Origin of the sequence: Lachnoanaerobaculum umeaense, from assembly GCF_003589745.1 — a bacterium.
GTDB lineage: Bacteria > Bacillota > Clostridia > Lachnospirales > Lachnospiraceae > Lachnoanaerobaculum > Lachnoanaerobaculum umeaense.
Genome location: NZ_CP032364.1, coordinates 726,205 through 749,032, shown reverse-complemented (window position 1 = coordinate 749,032; position 22,828 = coordinate 726,205). Strand labels below are relative to the sequence as shown.

General features: G+C 36.4%; 23 protein-coding genes and 1 riboswitch. All 23 genes read right to left on the bottom strand.

Features of this window, described 5'->3' with window-relative positions; genetic code table 11:
• Positions 1 to 136 precede the first annotated feature (136 nt).
• Positions 137 to 334, bottom strand: coding sequence for a hypothetical protein (locus tag D4A81_RS03325; protein ID WP_111525140.1), 198 nt, complete (start codon positions 332 to 334; stop codon positions 137 to 139).
• 133 nt (positions 335 to 467) lie between these two features.
• Entirely contained in the window at positions 468 to 1,421 is a 954-nt protein-coding gene (locus D4A81_RS03320; protein ID WP_111525141.1) for an L-lactate dehydrogenase, read from the bottom strand.
• Positions 1,411 to 2,166 (bottom strand): 23S rRNA (guanosine(2251)-2'-O)-methyltransferase RlmB, encoded by a 756-nt coding sequence (gene rlmB / locus D4A81_RS03315; RefSeq protein WP_111525142.1) that lies wholly within the window; start codon positions 2,164 to 2,166, stop codon positions 1,411 to 1,413. The genes D4A81_RS03320 and rlmB overlap by 11 nt, the downstream gene beginning before the upstream one ends.
• On the bottom strand, positions 2,159 to 2,614 hold the full coding sequence (locus D4A81_RS03310) for a Mini-ribonuclease 3 (RefSeq protein ID WP_111525143.1): 456 nt from the start codon (positions 2,612 to 2,614) through the stop codon (positions 2,159 to 2,161). The genes rlmB and D4A81_RS03310 overlap by 8 nt, the downstream gene beginning before the upstream one ends.
• Positions 2,599 to 4,008, bottom strand: coding sequence for a cysteine--tRNA ligase (gene cysS, locus D4A81_RS03305; RefSeq protein WP_111525144.1), 1,410 nt, complete (start codon positions 4,006 to 4,008; stop codon positions 2,599 to 2,601). Before cysS ends, D4A81_RS03310 begins: the two co-directional genes overlap by 16 nt.
• Before the next feature lie 11 nt (positions 4,009 to 4,019).
• Positions 4,020 to 4,562, bottom strand: a complete 543-nt coding sequence (ispF, locus tag D4A81_RS03300) for a 2-C-methyl-D-erythritol 2,4-cyclodiphosphate synthase (protein WP_111525145.1) — start codon at positions 4,560 to 4,562, stop codon at positions 4,020 to 4,022.
• A 182-nt stretch (positions 4,563 to 4,744) separates the two neighbouring features.
• Positions 4,745 to 4,987 (bottom strand): HPr family phosphocarrier protein, encoded by a 243-nt coding sequence (locus D4A81_RS03295; RefSeq protein WP_111525146.1) that lies wholly within the window; start codon positions 4,985 to 4,987, stop codon positions 4,745 to 4,747.
• 113 nt (positions 4,988 to 5,100) lie between these two features.
• Entirely contained in the window at positions 5,101 to 5,367 is a 267-nt protein-coding gene (locus D4A81_RS03290) for an HPr family phosphocarrier protein (RefSeq protein WP_111525147.1), read from the bottom strand.
• A gap of 81 nt (positions 5,368 to 5,448) precedes the next feature.
• The gene (locus D4A81_RS03285) at positions 5,449 to 6,096 is read right to left on the bottom strand and encodes an epoxyqueuosine reductase QueH (protein ID WP_172621788.1); all 648 of its coding nucleotides are present in this window, start codon (positions 6,094 to 6,096) and stop codon (positions 5,449 to 5,451) included.
• Positions 6,093 to 7,331, bottom strand: coding sequence for an RNA polymerase sigma factor RpoD (rpoD, locus tag D4A81_RS03280; protein ID WP_111525148.1), 1,239 nt, complete (start codon positions 7,329 to 7,331; stop codon positions 6,093 to 6,095). The genes D4A81_RS03285 and rpoD overlap by 4 nt, the downstream gene beginning before the upstream one ends.
• Before the next feature lie 314 nt (positions 7,332 to 7,645).
• Positions 7,646 to 8,494 (bottom strand): MurR/RpiR family transcriptional regulator, encoded by an 849-nt coding sequence (locus D4A81_RS03275; RefSeq protein ID WP_111525149.1) that lies wholly within the window; start codon positions 8,492 to 8,494, stop codon positions 7,646 to 7,648.
• 22 nt (positions 8,495 to 8,516) lie between these two features.
• Complete coding sequence (locus D4A81_RS03270; protein ID WP_111525150.1) at positions 8,517 to 9,401, bottom strand: carbohydrate ABC transporter permease; 885 nt, start codon at positions 9,399 to 9,401, stop codon at positions 8,517 to 8,519.
• A gap of 1 nt (position 9,402) precedes the next feature.
• Positions 9,403 to 10,311 carry a carbohydrate ABC transporter permease gene (locus tag D4A81_RS03265; RefSeq protein ID WP_111525151.1) on the bottom strand — a complete coding sequence of 303 codons (909 nt, stop codon included), beginning with the start codon at positions 10,309 to 10,311 and terminating at the stop codon, positions 9,403 to 9,405.
• Between the two features lie 107 nt (positions 10,312 to 10,418).
• Positions 10,419 to 11,792 (bottom strand): ABC transporter substrate-binding protein, encoded by a 1,374-nt coding sequence (locus D4A81_RS03260; RefSeq protein WP_111525152.1) that lies wholly within the window; start codon positions 11,790 to 11,792, stop codon positions 10,419 to 10,421.
• A gap of 85 nt (positions 11,793 to 11,877) precedes the next feature.
• A complete protein-coding gene (locus D4A81_RS03255; RefSeq protein ID WP_111525153.1) occupies positions 11,878 to 12,570 on the bottom strand; it encodes an N-acetylmannosamine-6-phosphate 2-epimerase in 693 nt (230 codons plus the stop codon).
• 246 nt (positions 12,571 to 12,816) lie between these two features.
• A complete protein-coding gene (locus tag D4A81_RS03250; protein ID WP_111525154.1) occupies positions 12,817 to 14,199 on the bottom strand; it encodes an NCS2 family permease in 1,383 nt (460 codons plus the stop codon).
• A 117-nt stretch (positions 14,200 to 14,316) separates the two neighbouring features.
• Positions 14,317 to 16,050, bottom strand: a complete 1,734-nt coding sequence (gene ade / locus D4A81_RS03245) for an adenine deaminase (protein WP_111525155.1) — start codon at positions 16,048 to 16,050, stop codon at positions 14,317 to 14,319.
• 29 nt (positions 16,051 to 16,079) lie between these two features.
• The gene (gene xdhC, locus D4A81_RS03240) at positions 16,080 to 16,571 is read right to left on the bottom strand and encodes a xanthine dehydrogenase subunit XdhC (protein WP_111525156.1); all 492 of its coding nucleotides are present in this window, start codon (positions 16,569 to 16,571) and stop codon (positions 16,080 to 16,082) included.
• A complete protein-coding gene (xdhB, locus tag D4A81_RS03235) occupies positions 16,552 to 17,451 on the bottom strand; it encodes a xanthine dehydrogenase subunit XdhB (RefSeq protein ID WP_111525157.1) in 900 nt (299 codons plus the stop codon). Before xdhB ends, xdhC begins: the two co-directional genes overlap by 20 nt.
• A 9-nt stretch (positions 17,452 to 17,460) precedes the next feature.
• Positions 17,461 to 19,752 carry a xanthine dehydrogenase subunit XdhA gene (xdhA, locus tag D4A81_RS03230; protein ID WP_111525158.1) on the bottom strand — a complete coding sequence of 764 codons (2,292 nt, stop codon included), beginning with the start codon at positions 19,750 to 19,752 and terminating at the stop codon, positions 17,461 to 17,463.
• Between the two features lie 85 nt (positions 19,753 to 19,837).
• Entirely contained in the window at positions 19,838 to 21,106 is a 1,269-nt protein-coding gene (locus D4A81_RS03225; protein ID WP_111525203.1) for an amidohydrolase family protein, read from the bottom strand.
• Between the two features lie 63 nt (positions 21,107 to 21,169).
• Positions 21,170 to 21,265, bottom strand: a riboswitch (purine riboswitch).
• Between the two features lie 170 nt (positions 21,266 to 21,435).
• A complete protein-coding gene (locus tag D4A81_RS03220) occupies positions 21,436 to 22,023 on the bottom strand; it encodes a nucleotidyltransferase family protein (RefSeq protein WP_111525159.1) in 588 nt (195 codons plus the stop codon).
• Positions 22,023 to 22,823, bottom strand: a complete 801-nt coding sequence (gene yqeB, locus D4A81_RS03215; protein WP_111525160.1) for a selenium-dependent molybdenum cofactor biosynthesis protein YqeB — start codon at positions 22,821 to 22,823, stop codon at positions 22,023 to 22,025. The genes D4A81_RS03220 and yqeB overlap by 1 nt, the downstream gene beginning before the upstream one ends.
• Positions 22,824 to 22,828: the final 5 nt, after the last annotated feature.

The following is a 22,828-nucleotide window of genomic DNA, read 5'->3' as shown; positions in this document are numbered from 1 at the left end:
TTCGCATTTATAAATCATTTATATTTTATAAATATATATCAGTTTTATTGTGAATTATATACGATGTTTTTAGAATAAATTTTCATTTATTCTAAAAATAAAATCAGTAAATAATATTTTTATGTTCGCAATTATCTTACAATATTCCCTCTCTATCACATTTTAATACTGCATTCAAAAGTACACTTGCACCCTTGGTACACTGCTCAATTGTTGTGAATTCTTCTTCACAATGTTGACCAAGCTCTCTCATACCCGACGATACAACCTTCAATCTCCTTTTTAAGGCTGATTCAAATGTCTTTGACTTATCTAAAACAGATGTAGAGTCCATAATGTCTCTATACTCAAATTTGTTTCTTATTTCCTCTGGTAAATAGTCATAACATAATATTACATAATTAATATATCTTTATACTAACAAAAAAGCCCCCATAAATGGAGGCTTCCTTTGTTTTAAATATATTTTATTTATCTTCAAGCTCGGCATAAGTTGCCCTAAGCTCGTCACATGATTTTGCAAATTTTGCCTTTTCTTCGTCGGTAAGTGAAAATTCCAATATTCTTTGAATACCTGCACTGTTTATCACGCATGGTACTCCAACGAAAACATCATTTTGTCCATACTCGCCACGCAAATTTGCTGATACTGTAAGCACTGAGTTCTCATCTCCAAGTATTGCCTTTGTAATTCTAGTAAGACTCATTCCAATTCCATAATATGTAGCTCTCTTCGCCTCTATTATCTTATATGCTGCTGTCCTTACATCTTCCTCAATACGATCAAGCTCTTCTATACTTAATTTACCATTTGATTCGGCAATAATATCAGTAATAGGCTTAGTTGCAAGCGTTGCATTGGACCATGGTACAAACTCTGAATCTCCATGTTCTCCTATAACATAGGCATGTACACTTCTTGGATCCGCCTGAATATATGATCCAAGAAGATATCTAAGTCTGGCAGAATCAAGTGCAGTACCTGAGCCTATTACTCTTCTAGGATTAAAACCTGAAAGTTTGTATGTGATTTCAGTCATTATATCCACCGGATTTGTAGCCACAAGGAATATACCATTAAATCCGCTCTCTGTAATAGGATCTATGATAGATTTAAAAACTACCATATTTCTCTTCAAAAGATCTCTTCTGTTTTCTCCCGGAGCCTGAGCCACACCTGCACATATAACAACTATATCAGCATTTGTACAGTCACTGTAATCACCTGCCCATATTCTCATATGTGAACCTGAAAAAGCCAAACCATGATTTAAATCCATAGCCTCACCCTCGGCCCTTAGTTTATTTACATCTATAAGAACCAGCTCATCAACTGCATTTTGATTTAGCATAGCATATGCATAACTCATGCCCACCATTCCACATCCTACAAGTACGACTTTTCTTTTATCATTTCTCATATTTTGCTCCTTTCGCAATTCTTTGTCTAACTATTTCATATGCCAATATACCACAGGCAACAGATGCATTCAATGAGTCTATATCACCCTTCATAGGTATAGAAGCTATAAAATCACAATTCTTCTTAACACTTTCACTTACTCCATCTCCCTCATTTCCGATAACAAGTCCAATACTTCCTGTTAGATCCAAATCATACATTCTGTCTCCACCCATATCGGCACATACAAACCACATTCCTGCATCCTTTAACTCAGACATGGTCTTATTTATATTTGTAACCTTTGCTACCGGAGTATAATTTATAGCACCGGCAGATGCTCTTGCTACTGCTGCAGTAAGCCCTACAGCTCTATGCTTAGGTATGATCACACCATGTGCACCGCTAAGATTTGCCGTCCTTATAATAGCACCCAAATTGTGAGGATCCTCTATACCGTCCAAAATAAATACAACTGGAGGTTCATTATTTTGTCTTGCCTTCTCCAAAATATCCCCTACACTTGCATACTCATAAGCCGCAACAATAGCTATAACACCTTGATGCTTTCCGGTTTCACTCATACTGTCAAGCCTATCCTTACCTACAAAGTTCACATAGGTACCATGCTTTTTAGCTTCTCTGAGTATTGTGGAAATTGTATAATCCTTTAGTCCATCCTGCACATATAACTTGTCAATAGTCTTACCACCTCTAAAGGCTTCTATAATGACATTTCTGCCTTCAATAGCATTTTCATTCATATATTTTTACTCCAATATCTTCATTTTCCAAGTATCTGTCAAGACCAAGTCTTACAAGCTCAAGTGCTCTTTCAAATTGATTGTCCAGATATAAAAAGCCAATAAGGCTCTCAAAACCCGTAGCATATTTATAGTCAGACATGCTGGCATTCTTTGCCATAGTATGAGGTGATGAATTTCTACCTCTTTTAAAGATAACAAACTCCTCCTCATTTAGTTCAGGCTTTAAAAGCTTTATAATATCAGCCTGTGCACCTGCCTTCACAAGAGAGGTTGCATCCTTATTTAGCTTATTTACAGGCCTATTACCTCTGGATACAAGTATACTTCTTATTATAAGCTCATATACAGCGTCTCCTACATATGCCAATACCAAAGGAGAAAATTCTCTTGCCTCTTTTTTCTCTATATCAAAAGACTTTAGAAGAAAATCTAAGATCTCTTCCATTTCACTCCCTCTCTGGTATCTTCCAGTACTATACCCTTTTCAAGAAGTTCATTTCTTATTTTATCTGCAAGTGCAAAATCCTTATTCTTTCTTGCCCGAGTTCTCTGCTCAATAAGATCCTCTATTTCACTGTCAAGAATTTCAGTCTTTTTCTCTGTAATTATTCCAAGTATATCACATAAAGGTAAAATAATATTCAAAAGCCCGTTGGCATACTCTACAGTGCTTTCCTCATTTAGAGATGTATTTGAAAGCTTTATTAACTCAAATATAGCACTTATAGCATCTGCAGTATTGAAATCATCATCCATTGAATTTACAAATTTGTCTTTAAGCACCTTTGCAATCTCAAGATTAGAAAGTTCTGCATCTGTTATTGCAGCATTATTATTCTTCACCTGAATATCTCTTAAGTTTTCAACTCCGGTAAGTATTCTGTCAAGGCTGTTCTTTGAAGCCTCCATAAGCTCTGCAGAGAAATTAAGAGGACTTCTATAATGTGCTGACAGCATAAAGAATCTAAGTACTTGAAGATCATATTTTTCACTTATATCTCTTACTGTAAAGAAATTGCCAAGCGATTTACTCATCTTCTTATTGTCAATATTTAAGAAAGCGTTGTGCATCCAATAATTGGCAAAACTCTTTCCACTTGCAGACTCTGATTGTGCTATCTCATTTTCATGGTGAGGGAATATTAAATCCTCGCCTCCTCCATGTATATCTATCTGCTCTCCCAGATATTTTTTACTCATAACTGAACATTCTATATGCCAGCCCGGTCTGCCCTTTGACCAAGGCGAATCCCAATAAGGCTCTCCATCCTTTTTGGGTTTCCAAAGCACAAAATCATTACTGTCTTCCTTATCTTCCTCACCGGTTACTTTGATTTCTCTAAAACCTGACTGAAGCTCATCTATATTCTTATGTGAAAGTTTTCCATACTCCTCAAAACTCTTCACTCTAAAATATACAGTACCATCCTTTGCCACATATGCATGTCCGGTTTCTATAAGCTTTCCTATCATCTCTTCCATGCCATCTATTTCTTCTGTGGCCAATGGATTCTTGGTAGCAGGAAGTACATTCATAGCTTCCATATCTTTCTTACATTCATTTATATATCTCGTAGAAATTACAGAGGCATCTACCCCCTCTTCTATTGCCTTCTTGATTATTTTATCATCTACATCAGTAAAGTTTGAAACATAATTTACATCATAGCCTCTATACTCAAAATATCTTCTTACAGTATCAAAGAATATCATCGGTCTGGCATTTCCAATATGAATAAGGTTATAAACTGTAGGTCCACAGACATACATTCTAACCTTTCCCTCTTCAATAGGTACAAAATCTTCTTTTCTCTTAGAAAGTGTATTAAAAATTTTCATAAGCTTCCTTTTTATTTTTTATTTGGGCAGTCATTACAAAGTGTACATTCACTCATACCGGAAGATACATAAAGAGCATCTCTCACCGAGTTCAAAAGACAAACACTATGCGCTGCTATACCACTTTCATTTCCAGTAAACCCAAGTCCTTCCTCTGTTGTCGCCTTTATATTCAGCTGTGTTGATGATATATTTAGTGTGTTACATATTATGTCTTTCATCGCTCCTATATAAGGTGCAAGCTTAGGTTTCTGGGCAATAATAGTAGCATCTATATTTTCTATTATATATGCGTTCTCGTCAAGTATATTAGCAACATTTTTCAATAACTCCACACTACTTATACCCCTATATCTGTCATCACTGTCGGGAAAATGTTTTCCTATATCTCCAAGGCCTGCTGCGCCCAACAGACTATCCATAACAGCATGTAAAAGTACATCTGCATCAGAATGACCCAAAAGCCCTAAACTGTGCTCTATCTCAACACCACCGATTATCAGCTTTCTACCCTCCACCAGTTTATGAACATCATATCCATGACCTATTCTCATTATTACCTCTCATAAATATCAAATAAACTTTTCATCATATATATTTTAAGGTGAAATAATTCTATTACAACACCTGATGTATTAAAAAACAGGCAAGTCAAGTACCTGCCTGTTTGTAAAACAACTACCGGTAAAGCCGGTTCCATATTCAAAACATATGTGATATATACCACGTAATATACTTAAGCTATTTTCTCGACACCTTTCATATGTTCATCAAGAAAAGCCTCTAATTTTTCATTTTCTCCAATATATTTCACAGTCAAAACATGTCTAAGATCCATGCTTAACACCCCTATAATAGATTTTGCGTCAACTACTATGCTATTGTCATATAAATCCACATCAAAATCACACTCTGTAGTAAGTGTTACAAACTTCTTTGCATCTTCGACAGACTGAAGGCGGATTTTTCTTTCTTTCATATCATTACCTCTTCATAAACCTCATATTCAGGACCATCCCAAATATGTTCTCATAATTAAATCACTACTGAGATTATTTGTCAAGCATGATATGTTAAATTAAGAAATAATAATTATTTTTCACCAAGTCCGGACTCTATAGCCTCAACCAATGTCTTCATAGCTTCTTCTTCGTCTTCACCCTCAACTATAAGATTTACCTGTGTACCTGACTTAATTCCGGCTGCCATAACATTAAGCACACTCTTTGCAACTATCTTCTTTTCACCATACTCTATTAATATATCTGATTTGAATTTCATTGCGGTTTGTGACAAAACGCCTGCCGGACGCAAGTGTAAACCTGAAGGATTTTTAATAGTAATTTCTCTACTTAACATAAGACTCTTCCTTTCATATTCAAGATTTTAAATCTTGGAAATAATATCTTTGCTTCATTATAAAGCAAAGTATTTCAATCGTCAAATAGTATTCTCTCTTGCCATAGCCCTTTCTATTGACTCTCTCTTTGAGAATGAACATCCGCAGTAGTCCTGCCTATAGAGATCATGTTCTTTGGATAAATCCACTGATCTTTTATAACCGTTTTTTTTCTTAAAATCACTCGGCAAGTATTTTACATTATATTCTTTTGCTATTTCCTCACCTATTTCACAAAGCTTCATAGCATTTTTCATAGGTGATATTGTAAGAGATGTGGTGAAATAGTCAAATCCATAATCAGCTGCAGCCTTTGCAGCTTCATGTAATCTAAGTTCAAAACAAATATCACATCTTTTTCCGCCCTCTTTCTCATTCTCATAACCTTTTATTTTATTATGAAAAATATTTGGATCATAATCACCTTCGATAAATTTTACCTCTCCAATAAAATTCATCTCCTTTATAAGTCTCTTTGCCTCATCCACTCTATGTAAATATTCTCTTGTATCATCTATATTTGGATTATAGAAAAATATAGTAAGATCAAAATACTTATCTAAATATTCCATACAATATGATGAGCATGGAGCACAACATGCATGAAGAAGAAGCCTTGGACGATTTCCCAAAGCTTCCTCTCTCTTCATTATATCTTCTAATTCTTTTTGTAAGTTTCTCTTTATCATGCCAAAAAGTCCCTAATTCTCTTTGATCTGACAGGATTTCTAAGTTTTCTTAAAGCCTTAGCTTCTATCTGTCTAATTCTTTCTCTTGTAACTTTGAATTCTTTTCCTACTTCCTCCAAAGTTCTAGGATGTCCATCCTCAAGACCAAACCTAAGTACAATAACCTGTCTCTCTCTTTCTTTCAAATCACCCAACAATGTATCTATATGCTCTCTAAGCATTACAGCTTCTACATTACCCTCAGGTGTTAAAACATTTGAATCAGCTACAAAATCTCCAAGATTTGAATCATCTTCTTCACCTATCGGAGTCTCTAAAGATGCAGGCTCTCTTGCTATTTGCATTATTTCCATTACTTTTTCTTCAGTCATATCAAGCGCATTTGCAAGTTCTGTAACACTTGGCTCATATCCAAGTTCAAGAGTAAGCTTTCTTTGCATCTTACTCATCTTATTAATAGTCTCCACCATATGTACAGGCACTCTTATAGTTCTTGCCTGATCAGCAAGAGCTCTTGTTACAGACTGTCTGATCCACCATGTTGCATATGTTGAAAGCTTGAATCCCTTGGTATAATCAAACTTCTCTACACCCTTTATAAGCCCAAGATTGCCTTCCTGTACCAGATCCAAAAAGCTCATACCTCTTCCTGTATATCTCTTGGCAATACTTACAACAAGACGAAGATTTGCTTCTATAAGACGCTGTTTTGCATACTCGTCTCCATCCTGCTTTCTCTTTGCCAATTCAAGCTCCTCACTCGCTGTCAAAAGAGGTACAGTACCTATCTCCTTCAGATACATTCTTACCGGATCCTCGGTGCCTACACCTTCCAAAAGATCTATTGCACTAAGATCAATATCCTCCTCAGAATCCTTGTCAAACTCATCATCATCTAAGAGCAATGTATCCTCATCAGCAATATTATCTATATTGTCAATATTATCAATGTCAATATTCAAATCATCTGAGCTATTTTCATTGATCTCAATACCCTTATTCTCAAGATAAGAATAAATCTGTTCGATACTGTCAGTGTTCAACTCAGTACCGGCAAAAAAATCATTTATTTCACCAATATTAAGCTTCATATCCGAAGCTATACCCTTAGTCACAAGCTCTTCAAGTTTTTGCAAGAACTCTTGCGGTGACATCTTTTTCTTATTTGCATTTTCAGCACTTTTTGATGCCTTATTTCCTGTAGTATTTCGGTTTTCTTTAGCCACTAAGATCATCCCTTCATAAAAATAGTTGCCTATATTGACATAGCTATTTTAAAATTTATCCACAAATGATTATAGTAGAATTGCTATAGCAATTCCCAAATGAATATAATTATCCATTATATTTTATACTTATCATCTGCACAGACATTATAATGCTTTTAATTTATTTTTTCAAGATAATATTTAAACTGTATGCAATACATGTTTCTTGTATACAATGCATTATCAAACTTATTTTATTATTGCCATATTACCTTAATAAAATTAAAAAGACCTTGTGATTCACTTATAAAATAAACTGCAAGGTCTTATATTAAATATATTTATCTTGGTCTTGCCAAATAAAATCTTCTGTCATCTTCTTTCTTATTTAATGTAGTAACAGTATCTTCCAAAATTGCACTCTTATATACACTGTCAATATTTATATATTCACTATATATCAGATCAAGCACAAGAAGCATTGGGAACTGTGGAGAAATCAAATTGCCGTTCTCCAAATATTCAAGTGACGCTACCAAAACTACTTCATCACAAAATTCATGTAAATGTGGGCTGTCTGCTGCCGTAAAGAATACCGTTCTCTTTCCTCTGTCATGTGCATGCTTCAAAAGGAATATAACATCCTCAGTCTTACCACTTATACTGAATGCAATAACTGTATCTCCATCTTTTAAAAATACCGACTGCATTCTTATTCTGTCTGAGTCTGTAAGCGAATCTATATCAAGTCCCACTCTTACAAAACGGCTCTCCATCTCACTTGCAGCATATCCTGAACTACCCTTACCTACTGCAATAACTTTCTTGGAATTTACAAGCATCTTTACAATTCTTTGCACCTGATCATTGTCAAGAAGTGAATATGCCTTATTCAATAAATCCTGATATGTATTGAATACATTCTGAGTTGTAGTATTTCCATTCGGCTTTTTCACTCTTGCACTGTCAAGATATGCAAATATAAACTCTCTGAATCCTACAAAGCCGCATTTCTTTGCAAACCTCGAAATAGACGCCTGTGATACGTATAATTTCTCTGCAACACTTTGAATATTTATATCCATATTTGTGTCACATTGTAAGAAATAATCTGCTATCTTCTTTTCTGTGTTTGTAAAAAGTGTATATTTTGATTCTATTATTGGAATCACTGATTTTTCGTATATCATTTTACCCCTTTTCCGTTGCAGCCTAACCTTTTACAGCTCCTAGAGTAATACCTTTTGTAAAGTATTTTTGTAATGTTATAAACACGATCAATATAGGTGCTGCCGCAAGTGTAGCTCCAGCCATTATAAGTCCAAAGTCTGTTGAGTTCTCTGCTTGAAGCTTAGCAATACCAAGTGAAATTGTCAAGTTAGAAGTGGAACTTAGCATAATAAGTTGCATAAAATAGTCATTCCAACTATTTATAAATGTGAATATTGCCAGTGCTCCCACTCCGGGTTTTACCATTTGAAACACAATATCTGTAAATGTTTTAAATTCACTTGCACCATCAATCCTTGCCGCCTCAAGCATTTCGGTAGGTATACCCTCTGAGAATTGCTTCATAAGGAACACACCAAAAGGCCATCCTACAGTAGGTAAAATAACTGCCCATATAGTATTGTACAATTTAAGTGATGACATTTCTCTTATAAGAGGTATCAAAATAACCTGCTTCGGCAATGCCATAGCACATACTATAAGTGTGAAAAGTAAGGCTCTTCCTTGAAACCTTTTCTTTGCCAGTGCATAACCTGCCATAGCTGCTGTTATACAGGTTAAAATCATTGCTGCAAGTGCCATAAAAACTGTATTTAACATCCATCTTACAGCTGCAGGAGCCTGTGGCCCTTTTATAAATCCTATCTCAAAGATAGGTGCCATCTGTTTTGAAAAAAGCTTTTTGAAATTATCCAGTACCAGCTCCTTAGGTATCCAATCAGGAACAGGTGAGTTTATAGAAACAGGAGTCTTAAATGCACCTGTAACTATCCAATACAGCGGAAATACAAAGCAAAATGCTAAGGCTATCAGTACAATAAATGATACTATCGTATACAGTTTTTTTAGTGAATTTGAAGTTTTCATATTATCTCTCCTTTGCCACTCTAAACTGAATTGCAGACAATACTGCTATAAATATTGCTAATACTACGCCCATTGCATTTCCGTATCCATATCTGAACATCTTAAATGCCATATAATAAATATAATACATTACAGTATCTGTAGAATGATTTGGTCCGCCTGATGTCAAAAGCTGTATCAGTGCAAAACACTGAAAACTGTTGATAGTAGTTATAACAAGTATATACAATGTTGTCGGCATTATCTGCGGCCATTTAATCTTCCAGAACAGTTGAATTTCATTAGCACCATCCACCTGTGCCGCTTCCACCAAAGAATTATCCACATTTCCAAGTGCTGAAACATATAAAACTATAGGCTGACCTACTGATGTTGTTAACAAAATAAGAATAATACACATAAGTGCAAATCTCTCATCACCCAGCCAGTTAATATTTGTCTTTAATAAGCCTGTGCTCTTTCCAACATAGTTGAAAATACCATAATAATTATTGTACATCCACTTCCAAACAACTGTAACAGCCACTGAACCTGTAACTACAGGAAGATAAAAAATACATCTGAAAATTGAAAGTACCTTATCATTAATATTATATATTACAGAAGATACCCATAATGAAAATATACAAACCACCGGAACTGAAATAATCACTATCACAAAAGTATTCTTTAACGCCTTTATAAAAATAACGTCTTTAAACAGTTCTATATAATTTCCAAGTCCGATAAAAACATCCTTTGCATCTTTACCCATTGTAGAATCAAAGAAACTGGTATAAATACATATAATCATTGGTATTATTACAAAACCGATAAAGAATATTAAACTTGGTAATAAGAACATGTATGCTGACATTGTTTCTCTTCTTACCAATTCCTTTGATCTGGTGGTATAAACCCCCTTTGCCATGTTTCCCCTTTCTAAAAAATGTTGCTAAAGGAAACCTCCAGCAACATTTTTATAACATGTTAGATCATCTAACTTATTTTTAAAGAGCAGTCAATATAATAACTTTTTTATTGTGCTGCTGCTGCATTTGCATTAGTTGTAAATGTTGCAACTTCAGTTGCCACATCACCACCTGTGCCTATTCTCTGGAGCATGTTCCACCACTCTGTACGAGCTGTAGTCCATCCCTTTGTTACCTGATAGTAGTCACCCATTGAAGGCATAAACTTCTCTTCAAAGAGCTTCATTGTATCAGCTGTTTCTGTTCCATCATATACACCTGTTACAGATGGTCTTACAGGGAAGACTCCTGAAGCCTTTACGCTTTCCTTAACCGCTGCCTCATCATTACATACGAAATCTATAAATGTCTTAGCAGCTGCAATCTTTCCTTCATCTCCATTGTCAAAGATTCCATATCCCCAGATACCGCCACAAAGTTCTGTAACTTTGTCATCACTTGGGAAGAGCATAGGTATTATCTCATCTCCGGCATTTGTCTTTCCTGCTTCACCATTATCTGAATTTGTCTGCTGTGCAGCATTCCAGCAAAATGACATTGCTAAAGTACCGTTTCTAAACAATTTAATCTCATCACCACCTGCGATAGATGGGTCAAAATTAAGGCCTGCCTGATCAACAATTGCCTTTAATGCCTTTATATTCTCAGCCGAGTCAGCTGTATACTTTGTGTGATCCTTATCTGTAAATGTGCCTGAATAAAGGTTATTAACCAAAGCTCTTGTTCCCTGGTCTCCAGCCTGTGAAGAACAATAAATAGCACCTACATTTTCCTGTCCTGAATCATATACAGCCTGAACTGCCTTTAAGAAGTTCTCTGTTGTCCATGTATGTGTATCCAGATCCAGATACTGTAAAGCATCTGCCTTCTCAAACATGGTCTTGTTTATAGCCATACAATGTGCAACCCTAAATGCCGGATACTCATAGTATGCACCTGTAGGACTCTTGCAAGCTGCCTTTACAGGATCATAGATATCTGATGCGGCATCCTTCTCAAACATATCTGACAGATCTACCATAAGTCCCTTTGCACCCCAGTTGGCTACAAGTCTTTCCGGTCCTTCAAGTACGATATCAGGTGCCTGCTTTCCTTCTATAGCGGTATTTATCTGGTCATCACCATTTTGATAATCAAGATACTCTACAGTAACCTTGATATCAGGATATTTTTCATTGAACTTCTTGATGATTCCATCAACTGTTGCTGCATCTCCCCACTTTCCAACAGGATATGTCCAAAGTGAGAGCTCAGCTGCATCACCTGATGCTTCCTTAGTTTCAGCAGCTTCCTTCTTTGTCTCTGCCTTTGAATCCTCTGCTGCCGCTTTTGTAGCTGCCGGCTCTGCCTTTCCTCCTCCACAAGCTGCAAGCATTCCTGCCGCAGTAACTGCTAAACCTGTTAACAATAATTTCTTCATATTTCCTCCTAATTGAGTCTTTGACTCTAATTTTATTTACTTTTGTGACACATATAGCTGTCACAAATAAAGTTCAAATATATTATTACACCTTTTCAAGTACTTTTGAAAATTCTTTGGTTATAAGCTGAGGTCTGGTAATTATAGAACCAACTACAACGCTAAATGCTCCAAGTTCTATTACTCTCTTACATTTCTCAGGTGTATTTATATTACCTTCCGCTATAACTTTATGTTTTACCTTAGCAAGGATATTTCTCAATATTTCAAAATCATTTTCCTCTATCCTCAGTCCCTCACTCTCCTTAGTGTAACCAACCATAGTTGTACCAATGAAATCAAAACCAAGTTCATCTGCAAAAATCGCTTCTTCTTCAGTAGAACAGTCTGCCATAAACAATACATCCGGATATTTTGCTCTAACATCACCAAAGAAATCCTTTAAACTCCTATTATTCGGTCTGGGTCTATTCGTTGCATCCAATGCTATTATATCCACGCCTGCATTCACCAATGCATCCACTTCATCCATAGTAGGTGTTATATAAACCTCACTATCAGGATAAACCCTCTTTATAATACCTATGATAGGCAAATCCACTTGTCTTTGTATCTCTTTTATGTCTACAATAGTATTTGCCCTGATGCCACACGCTCCACCCTCTTTTGCTGCAAGAGCCATTCTTCCCATAATGAAGTCTGAATGTAATGGTTCATTTTCCAGTGCCTGACATGAAACAATCAGTCTACCCTCTAGGCTTTTGATTTTGTCATTCATTTTTACTTCCTCCATCTGAAAGTATCTTACCATTTTTGAATAATAATTTCAATAGTTAAGTATAATTCTGTTTCTATTTTCTCAACTTCATGATGGCATTGTTAGAACTATACATTTTATAGATCTATTTTTTGTACATACTATATAAAGCATTACAATTTTATGTATATTCCATTAAAAAAGAGATATGAGTCTCCCCATATCTCTTTTTGAAAATATTTTTAGGCAGTGAAAATTTAGTCAAATCTATAATAAGAAATACTTTGCTATAAACATTATTGAAAGTATATACATAAGAGGTGTAACCTTCTTAGCCTTTCCTGTAACAGCATTTATAAACACATAAGATATGATTCCCATTGAAATACCCTCTGAAATACTGTAGAAGAGTGGCATTGCAAGTATACAGATATAGCAAGGAATAGCCTCTGTCATATCTGAGAAATCAATGTGTACTACATTTGAGAACATGTAGAATCCAACAACGATAAGAGCCGGTGCTGTCGCAAATGCAGGTATAGCAAGGAATATAGGTGATAATAACAATGAAGCTGCAAAGAGAACTGCCGTTGTCATTGCTGTAAGGCCTGTTCTTCCACCCTCAGAAACACCTGAAGCTGACTCAACGAATGTTGTAACTGTTGTTGTACCAAGCACTGCACCTGCTGTAGTAGCTACAGCGTCTGCAAGTAAAGCGCCCTTGATATGTGGAAGCTTGCCGTCTTTATCAAGCATTCCCGCCTTTGTAGATACACCAATCAATGTACCGATAGTATCAAACATATCTACGAATAAGAATGCGAACATTACCACTACAAACTCAAGTGTTGCAATCTTATGGAACTCAAGTTTGAATAAAACCGGTCCGATACTAGGTATACTAAGTCCATTTGAAAAATCAGGCAATACACTGTAAAAGCCTAGTGCAGGGTTTGGAACATACAAACCTGTAACCTGAGCGATTATGCCTAGAACCCATGTTGCCAATATACCAAGTAAGATATTTCCCTTTACTTCTTTTACAACCATGAATGCTGTAATAAGAATACCGATTATAGCGATAATAACTGTAATACCTACATCATTAGCTGTAGCTACCACACCTTCAGCTCCATGTACAGCATTATATCCCTTTAATGAGAACAACTCTACAAGTGTAGCACCACCAATAACAATCTTAGCATTTTGAAGTCCGATAAATGCAATAAAAAGTCCAATACCCACACTTACTGCTGATTTTAAGTTTCTTGGAACCGCATTAAAGATTGCCTCACGAACATTTGTAACTGAAAGTGCAATAAATATAATACCTTCTACAAATACTGCTGTAAGAGCTGTCTGCCAGCTATATCCCATACCAAGAACTACAGTATATGCAAAATATGCATTAAGTCCCATACCCGGTGCAAGTGCAAAAGGATAATTTGCCAATAACGCCATCAATGCTGTTCCAAGGAATGAAGCTATTGCGGTTGCGGTAAATACCGCACCTCTGTCCATACCTGCATCAGCAAGGATATTAGGGTTTACTGCCAGTATGTATGCCATAGTCATAAAAGTGGTAATACCGGCAATAATTTCAGTTTTCACATCGGTTCCGTTTTCTTTTAGCTTAAAAAACTTTTCCATATATAGTCTCCTTTTTTTTATTATACTCCGGTGATATTCGGCCCGGAGTCTTTTTTAGTTTAAATATTAAGTTGTAGATTTTTGCTATATCACTGCCATTTAATATATTCAAAAAATTTACTCTGCCTCAATGTCTATGAACTTATTTTCAAAAATATCAAATAACCCCCTGGCAGTAAGCTTCAGCTCTGGAATAACCATAAGTGACATAAAAGTAAGCGACATAACAGGCTCAAGACTTTCATTTACTCCTAACTCATCTACAGCCTTTTTATGAAGACTAAGAAGCTTCTTTGAAACCTCTTCTCCACTCAAATCACTCATAAGACCTGCTACCGGCAAAGGCAAGCTCTCAATCACCTTACCATCTTTTACCAATGAAAATCCTCCGCCATTTTGCTTCACATTTTCTATAGCCATATACATTTCATTATCATCCACACCCACACATATAATATTATGTGAATCATGTGCTACTGATGCAGCTATTGCACCACATTGTATTCCATAGCCATTTATTATTCCAAGCCCAATCTTCCCGGTATTATGATGTCTTTCTATAACAGCACATTTACAAGCATCTATATTTTTATCAAAGATAAAGTATCCGTTTTCATCTCTTTTTATCTTGATTTTTGTCTTCTTAGATAATACTCCTCCCGCAATCATTTCTATTGCATAAACATCATCCGATTTAAGAGGCATCTGTAGCATATTCTCATGAAATTTATCTAAATGTACAGTATCAGATACCTTAGATATATCATATTTCTTTACTGCTTTTAAATAACTTCCATCCCTAGCTACCTCTTCCCCCAAAATATAAACTGAAGAAACTTTAAAATCTTTTAAATCATCAAAAACAACCAGGTCTGCCCTCTTTCCCGGTGCAATCATTCCCCTGTCTTTTAATCCATAACAATCACTTACATTTATAGTGGCCATTGCAATGGCAATAAATGGTGAAATACCGGCCTTTACCAAAGTTCTTAGATGATATTCCAAATGTCCGTCCTCAAAAATAGTCTTCGGTTGTCTATCATCGGAACAAAGCAAACATCTTCTAAAATTATACTCATTAATGCCAGGTATAAGTGCCTCAAGATTGTGACAGGCTGACCCCTGTCTAAGTTGCACATATACTCCACGACTGAGCCTATCCTCCATCTCTTCCAATGTGGAGCACTCATGGTCTGTATCTATTCCTGTACAAACATATGCATTCAAATCCTTACCAACAAGATTAGGACTGTGTCCGTCTACTATCTTGTCATGATTTCTTGCTAAAATCAGTTTATCAAGTGCAATATCGTCCTTTTGTATTATTGCATTATAATCCATGAATTCGCCAAGACCCGGTACTTCCCCTGATGTGATATCAGCCTTCATATCATCTGCTAAAATTACACATCCGGCATCTTCCATATTTGTCGCCGGTACACAGGATGGTATCATATACTTAATTGAGAGAGAAGTGTTTTTTGCAGCTTCCTGCATATAATGGAAGCCCTCTATACCACATACATTCACAATCTCATGAGGATCTGCAATGACAGTAGTTGTACCATGCGGCACCACCATTCTGCCAAATTCTTCCGGGGTACAATATGACGACTCAATATGAATATGTGCATCCATAAGTCCCGGAGAAATATACTTACCTTTAACATCTATTTCTCTTCCACCTTCATATTCACCAAAACCTGCAATATATCCACCTGCAATGGCCAAATCAGCTTTGAATACTTTGCCACTACAAACATCTACAATAAAACCATTTTTTATTACCAGATCTGCCTTTACATTTCCGTTTGCCACATCAATCAGTAGCTTTAAACTGTCTTTGTCCATACTCCCTCCAAAGGTTTCGCTGCTATTGATTAGTCAACCCCAAGTCTCTTCTTCATTGTCTTTTCAACAGCTACAAGTATGTTTTCATATCCTGTACATCTGCAAAGATGTCCTGAAAGCAACTTTCTAAGTTCTGCCTTTGTATAAAGCTTTCCACTGTTAAGAATCTCAGTAGCTGACATTACAAATCCCGGAGTACAGAAACCACACTGTACTGCTGTTTCATCTATAAATGCCTGTTGCAAATCTGAAATCTCGCCATTTGGTCCCATAAGACCTTCCAATGTAAGGATATCCTTGCCCTCAGCCCACACTGCCAGATAAATACAAGAGTTAAACGCCTCGCCATCTATAAGTACATTACATGCTCCGCACTCTCCTACTTCGCAACCCTTTTTTACAGAAGTAAGTCTGTAGTCATTTCTAAGCATATCTGTAAGTGAGCTTCTTACATCTACCATTTTCTCACATTTCTTGCCATTGATAGTGCAAGTTACCAATTTATAACTCTGTCCTGTCATCGACATCACCTCCTGCCTGCTTTACTGCTTTTTCACAAGCTCTCTTTGCCATAACTACACCTATATGACATCTGAAAGCCTTACTTGCTCTCCATGAATCACGAGGATTTATATCTTCCAAAACTTTCTCTGCGAAAGCTTCCATATTCTCGTCATTTACTTCTTTTCCTCTAATAAAGTTCTCTGCAGTAGGTACTCTCATAGGAATAGGACCTGCTACACCATAAGCTATTCTTACATCCTCAAATGTTTTCTTATCTGCTGAGAGTTTTACATTCACTGAACATCCTGTAGTTGCTATATCCATAGCCTCTCTCATAGCATACTTTATATAATGACCTTTGTATCCTTCATAAGCTTTCTTTGGTATAATGATAGCTGTCTGTATCTCTCCCTCTTCTAAAGCTACTGTACCGGCCTTAATATAGAATTCATTTATAGGTACTACTCTTCTATAGCCCTCTCCTGCTATCTCTACCTGTGCATCCCATGCAAACAATGTAGAAGCTGAATCTGCAGATGTAACACCATTACATGTATTTCCACCGATAGTTCCTATATTTCTGATCTGCGGTCCACCTATCTGATCCACAGCCTCACCAAGCACATTGATATATTTCTGTATAATGGGGTTCTTTGTAATATGTGAGAAGCTTGTCAAAGAACCAATTCTTATATTATCTTCAGCATCAAGACAGATACCTCTAAGTTCGTCAAGCATATAAATACTTACAAGCTCCTTACCCGCTCTCTTACCTTCTCTTATCTGTACAAGAACATCGCTTCCTCCGGCAATAACCTGTGAGCCCGGATGTTCTTTTAAAAGTCTGCAAGCATCATCTACACTTGTCGCCTCATATAAAGCTTTTATATCGTACATTTCTTCCTCCTACTTAAGTAAACCTGCTTTATCAAAATATTCATACAGTTTTTCCGGACGTAAAGGTAATTCATTAACCCCTACACCTGTAGCATTCATAATAGCGTTTCTTATAGCCGGTGCCACAGGACAAACCGGTGGCTCACCCAATGATTTTGTACCGAATGGTGATGTAGGCTCAGGATTTTCAACAAATGCTGTCTCAAGGTGTGGATGATCCATACATGTAGATAATTTATAATCAAGCAGGTTATCATTTAAAACTTTTCCTGTCTTCTTATCTACAAGCTGTACCTCCGAGAGTGCATAGCCTATACCCATACTCATACCGCCCTCTACCTGTGCCTTAGCGAGTGCCGGGTTGATAAGCTTACCGCAATCATGTACATTAATGATCTTTGTAAGTTTTGCTTTACACATATCAATATCTACTTCTACCTCCGCAAAGCAGCATCCAAATGAATACGCATTTGACTTAATCTGTGCTGTAGACTCTGCTGTAATATGTCTACTGTCACTTAGAGAATAAAGAGCTTCTGTTGCCAGATCTCTTAATGAAATAAGCTCTCTGTTATCTGTAGTTCTTATTATCATAGAATTCTTGATATCTGTGATTGCAGGTGGCATATTTGTCAAAATATAGGCATAATCAAGAATCTTCTGCTTCAAAAGTCCTGCTGTCTTAGCAATGGAGAAACCGCCCACATACGTCTGTCTTGAGGCATAAGCACCTGTACCAAATGGAGTAATATCAGTATCCTGATTTGACATGACATGTACTTCATCTGTACTGATTCCGAGAACTTCTGCGGCCATCTGTGAAAATGCTGTGTCTGCACCCTGACCAATTTCAGTCTCACCAAGCTGTAATGTTACTGAACCATCCTGATTTAGTACCATTCTTGATGATGATGACTCAAGTGATATAGGCCAAACCGCTGTATTATACCAGAATGTAGCCATTCCTATACCTGTTCTAATTCTGCCTGTTTGATTTGAAAGCTCTTTAAGTCTATTGTCATAGTCCATATAGGCTTTACCCTTTTCAATACACTGTCTAAATGTATCATAGTAGTTCTCATTCTTTGAAAAATTATCCTTATATCCCTGTGGCATAAGGTTCTTAAGTCTGAAGTCGATAGGTGCAATACCCATTACCTTAGCAACATCTTCTGTGTGAGACTCTACTGCAAACATAGCCTGTGGAATTCCGTATCCTCTCATAGCTCCGGCTACAGGTCTGTTTGTAAATACTGTATATGCATCGCCTTCAACATTATCACATGGATAAAGCTGTGGAAAAGCTCCAAGCCCCTTTGCCGCAATAGAATGTCCGTGTGAAGCATATGCACCTTGGTTTGAGAATGCCTCTATCTTTCTTGCAGCATATGTACCATCTTTTCTTACATGTGAAATTATGTGGAACTTTATACCATGTCTTGTTCTGTTTGCGAAGAAAGTTTCCTCTCTGCTGCAATCAAGCTTTACAAGATGTCCACCCACCTGTAGTGAAAGGAATGCACAAAGCGGCTCATATAGTATATCCTGCTTATTTCCAAATCCACCACCGATATATGGCTTTATAACTTTTACATCTCCCCATGGAATACCGAGAGCCTGACCTACAACTCTTCTTGCAATATGAGGAATCTGTGTAGAAGCTACTATCGTAATTCTTTTGCCTTCAGCATATGCGTAGCAGATAAAGTTCTCTATATGGCAATGCTGTACAGGTTCAGTATTATACCATCTGTCAACTACCGTAAGACCCTCTTCTTTGATTGCCTCAGCATAATTACCTCTGCTGATACTTGTGTGCTTTAAAATATTGTTAGGATAATCCTTATGAAGTTGTGGTGCTCCATCCTTCATAGCTTCCAAAACATCTGTAACTACAGGGTACTCTTCATATTCAACTTTAATAGCTCTTAGTGCCTGATTTGCAGCTACCTCATTTTCAGCTATAACCGCAGCAACATCATCACCATAAAATTTAACTTCATCTGTGAGCAATAATCTGTCTGCGACGTCCTGATGACTTACATCTGTAGACCATGGATGTCCTGCTGTAGGAAAGTAATTTCTATACTGTCCCAGATCAAAGCAGGTAACAATCTTTACAACTCCCTCGATCTTCTCTGCTTCACTAGTGTCAACTGAAAGCACCTTACCATGAGCTATTGTAGAATGCACAATTTTTGCCACATATGCTCCTGCATCACATAAATCGTCAGTATACTTTGTTCTACCTGTGACCTTGTCAAACGCATCCACTCTGGTAATACTTTTTCCAACCTCCATATTGTTTCCTCTCTAAATTCTAATATTTTTATATAATCTAATTATAATTTCTTCTACGAAATACTGCAAAAGAAAATTATAAAAATTAACTGATAATAATTTTTTCTCCTGCTACATACTTTGATATCAAAGAACATTCATCAGAAAGATATAAGAACCTTTCAAATCTCTTTCTTATATCATCAACACCATCATTCAATGCCTCATCATCTATGACCAAGATATCAGCTTCAAACCCTTCTTCAAAAGCACCTATATTTCCAAAATAAGGCCCTGAATTCCTTGTTGCCATAGCAAATGCCTCTGCCAATTCCAAAGGCTTTGAATTACTGTCTATATATCTCCAATAGAGCTTTGAAAGTCCTATTGCTTCTACAGCCTGATTTAATATATTAAGCGAATATCCTGCAGCTATATCACTTCCAAGACCAACTTTTATTCCTCTGTCCAAAAACTTTCTTATAGGAGCTATACCTGATGACAAACAAATATTTGACTGTGGACAATGTGCGACATAAACATCTCTTTTCTTTAAAAGTTCCATTTCCTTTTCATCAGAGTAAACACAATGTGCCATCACTGTACCAATATCACTTTTATTCAAGCATCCTCTTTTATCATAAGCATCCAGATAGCCGTCAGAATCAGGACAAAGATCTCTTACCCATTCCACTTCCTTCGGATTCTCAGATAAATGTGACTGTAAGCCATAGGTATCTCCTCTTATTTCTCCAAGCTCTTTCATAAGTTCATCACTACAGCTCGGAATAAATCTGGGAGTTATTATAGGTTTGGTATTTTTATATCTATTTTTGCAAGTATTAAGCCACTCCCTTGTAGCATCTATGGACTCACTTGTAGTTTCTATCAATTCACCACTTGAATTTCTATCCATATTCACCTTACCTACAAAGCATTTCAACCCTGTTTTCTCAAGCATATCCATTAGTAAAACAGTAGCTTCCTTATGCAATGTAGAAAAAATAACCGCTCTTGTAGTAAAACTATTTGTCAAAGCTTTCACAAATTTTGGGTAAGCCTTCTTTGCATAGTCCATATTTTTATACTTTGTTTCCTCCGGAAATGTATAAGTGTTCAACCAGTCAAGAAGCTCCATATCCATCCCCAAACCTCTAAAGGAAAATTGTGGAGCATGCAAATGCATATCTATAAGCCCCGGAATAATCAATGCATTCTTATAGTCTTCTATTTTTTCATTTTTTAAGGAATTCGGAATTTCATCTTCAGAATATATCTTTGATATAATACCGCTCTCAACTATTAAGTAAGTATTCTCTCTTATCCTTATTGTGCCATTCTTATCACAATCTATCAAATTGCCCTTAACTATCATATTTCCCCCTAAAACCAAAAAAGGTGAAGTATTTCTGCCATTGCATGGAAACACTTCACCCTCCCACAATGCCAGTGGGCCTATAGTCAATTATTACGGTAATTGGTAGAGACGCCCATCCAATTATGAGCTTATATAAGTCCTTATTAAATCAATATTTATATTATTTTCATATATAAAAGTATGTATTTAATTATTATTTGAATATATGTATAGAATAACATCTAAAATACTTTTAGTCAAACTAAAATCATATCATATTGCATAATTACAAGCTTTATTTATTGAGTCTGTCAATAAATAAAGCTTTAAGCACTATAACTTTATATTTACTGTATTTTTTTTAGAATATATGTATAAGCCTCCCTGGTGTCAATATCCAACAATTCATCTTCATCCTCTATATCTACGAACAGAACTTCTTGTAGATGCCTCTTTATAAGTTTTTTTCCTCCCTGATCCTCTCCAAGATCAAGTAATTCATCAAACCATTTGCTTGAAAATATACATGGATTGCCAAGTCGTCCATTACATCTTACACTGCCAATGCTTTTATTGAAATTTTGAAACTGACCTATAATTTTAGATATAGTCTCAGATTTTAAAAGTGGCTGATCACATACTCCAAACATGACAGCCTCAGAATGCTCCAAGCACTTTAATGCCTTTACCGCCAGTTTTATAGATCTGGACTTTCCAAGATCAGGTCTGTCATTGTATACAGAGATAAATCCTCTTTTTTTAAAGTAGTCAAGTATTTCTATATCTTTTCCTACAATTATCTTATTTTCAAAATCGTATGCCTTTTTATATGTATTTTCCATATATTGGTACAACTTGACTCCATTTATGTCGGACATCAACTTGTCACCGCCAAATCTTTTACCCTCTCCGGCTGCCAAAATGATCAGATCCATCAGATTTTCCTACTACTCATAAGTCCAAGTACAGCTTCCAGTACACCACCTCCAATAGCACGAGCCTTATCAGACACGCTAAAGCAATAATCCTTTTGCGCTCTGGGATCCACATCTCCTGATTTCATACCGGTCTTTACCTTTACACCATCTTGTAAAAGACCTCTTACTATTCCATCTATACCGGCATATACCGGAGTTTTATCACAATACGCTACTAAATCCCCTGCTTTTACACTGTCACCAATACTTACATTAGCCTTAAAAATTCCGTCAGCAGTTGCCCTTATTATTCTTTCTACAGTATATCCGCCAATATTCCCCGGCACTCCGGTATTTGGATAAGCACTGCCACTCCAGATCACCCTACCAAGATTATGACCTCTTTTTGTCTCAACTACAGCATGACAATCAACTCCGGCCTCAAATCCCGGACCCACACCGATCACTATCTTTGCATCATCTATTCCGGTACCAATATTGGTTTTTGCAATAATTGCATCCACTATAACTTCAGGCTTATATTCTCTCATAATATCACCGCTTGGATCCACTATAATTGGAATAGCACCTGACTCAATTATACTGTCTATCTCTGATATATTATCACAGAATTTACCTGATATACCCTCAACTATTGCCTCGCCCTCATATATCGCAGGTGAGAATGCTACCGTTCTTCTAACTGTTGTCGGTACGGCAATATCAGACATTATCACATCAAAACCTGACCTAAAAAATCTCAAAGCAATTCCCGTTGCCAGATCTCCGGCACCTCTTATCCAAATTTTTTTATTCATAACAC

Coding starts and splice junctions, on each gene's coding strand:
- D4A81_RS03325 (WP_111525140.1), bottom strand. CDS start 334: ATGGACTCTACATCTGTTTTAGATAAGTCAAAGACATTTGAATCAGCC.
- D4A81_RS03320 (WP_111525141.1), bottom strand. CDS start 1,421: ATGAGAAATGATAAAAGAAAAGTCGTACTTGTAGGATGTGGAATGGTG.
- rlmB (WP_111525142.1), bottom strand. CDS start 2,166: ATGAATGAAAATGCTATTGAAGGCAGAAATGTCATTATAGAAGCCTTT.
- D4A81_RS03310 (WP_111525143.1), bottom strand. CDS start 2,614: ATGGAAGAGATCTTAGATTTTCTTCTAAAGTCTTTTGATATAGAGAAA.
- cysS (WP_111525144.1), bottom strand. CDS start 4,008: ATGAAAATTTTTAATACACTTTCTAAGAGAAAAGAAGATTTTGTACCT.
- ispF (WP_111525145.1), bottom strand. CDS start 4,562: ATGAGAATAGGTCATGGATATGATGTTCATAAACTGGTGGAGGGTAGA.
- D4A81_RS03295 (WP_111525146.1), bottom strand. CDS start 4,987: ATGAAAGAAAGAAAAATCCGCCTTCAGTCTGTCGAAGATGCAAAGAAG.
- D4A81_RS03290 (WP_111525147.1), bottom strand. CDS start 5,367: ATGTTAAGTAGAGAAATTACTATTAAAAATCCTTCAGGTTTACACTTG.
- D4A81_RS03285 (WP_172621788.1), bottom strand. CDS start 6,096: ATGATAAAGAGAAACTTACAAAAAGAATTAGAAGATATAATGAAGAGA.
- rpoD (WP_111525148.1), bottom strand. CDS start 7,331: ATGATCTTAGTGGCTAAAGAAAACCGAAATACTACAGGAAATAAGGCA.
- D4A81_RS03275 (WP_111525149.1), bottom strand. CDS start 8,494: ATGATATACGAAAAATCAGTGATTCCAATAATAGAATCAAAATATACA.
- D4A81_RS03270 (WP_111525150.1), bottom strand. CDS start 9,401: ATGAAAACTTCAAATTCACTAAAAAAACTGTATACGATAGTATCATTT.
- D4A81_RS03265 (WP_111525151.1), bottom strand. CDS start 10,311: ATGGCAAAGGGGGTTTATACCACCAGATCAAAGGAATTGGTAAGAAGA.
- D4A81_RS03260 (WP_111525152.1), bottom strand. CDS start 11,792: ATGAAGAAATTATTGTTAACAGGTTTAGCAGTTACTGCGGCAGGAATG.
- D4A81_RS03255 (WP_111525153.1), bottom strand. CDS start 12,570: ATGAATGACAAAATCAAAAGCCTAGAGGGTAGACTGATTGTTTCATGT.
- D4A81_RS03250 (WP_111525154.1), bottom strand. CDS start 14,199: ATGGAAAAGTTTTTTAAGCTAAAAGAAAACGGAACCGATGTGAAAACT.
- ade (WP_111525155.1), bottom strand. CDS start 16,050: ATGGACAAAGACAGTTTAAAGCTACTGATTGATGTGGCAAACGGAAAT.
- xdhC (WP_111525156.1), bottom strand. CDS start 16,571: ATGACAGGACAGAGTTATAAATTGGTAACTTGCACTATCAATGGCAAG.
- xdhB (WP_111525157.1), bottom strand. CDS start 17,451: ATGTACGATATAAAAGCTTTATATGAGGCGACAAGTGTAGATGATGCT.
- xdhA (WP_111525158.1), bottom strand. CDS start 19,752: ATGGAGGTTGGAAAAAGTATTACCAGAGTGGATGCGTTTGACAAGGTC.
- D4A81_RS03225 (WP_111525203.1), bottom strand. CDS start 21,106: ATGATAGTTAAGGGCAATTTGATAGATTGTGATAAGAATGGCACAATA.
- D4A81_RS03220 (WP_111525159.1), bottom strand. CDS start 22,023: ATGGATCTGATCATTTTGGCAGCCGGAGAGGGTAAAAGATTTGGCGGT.
- yqeB (WP_111525160.1), bottom strand. CDS start 22,823: ATGAATAAAAAAATTTGGATAAGAGGTGCCGGAGATCTGGCAACGGGA.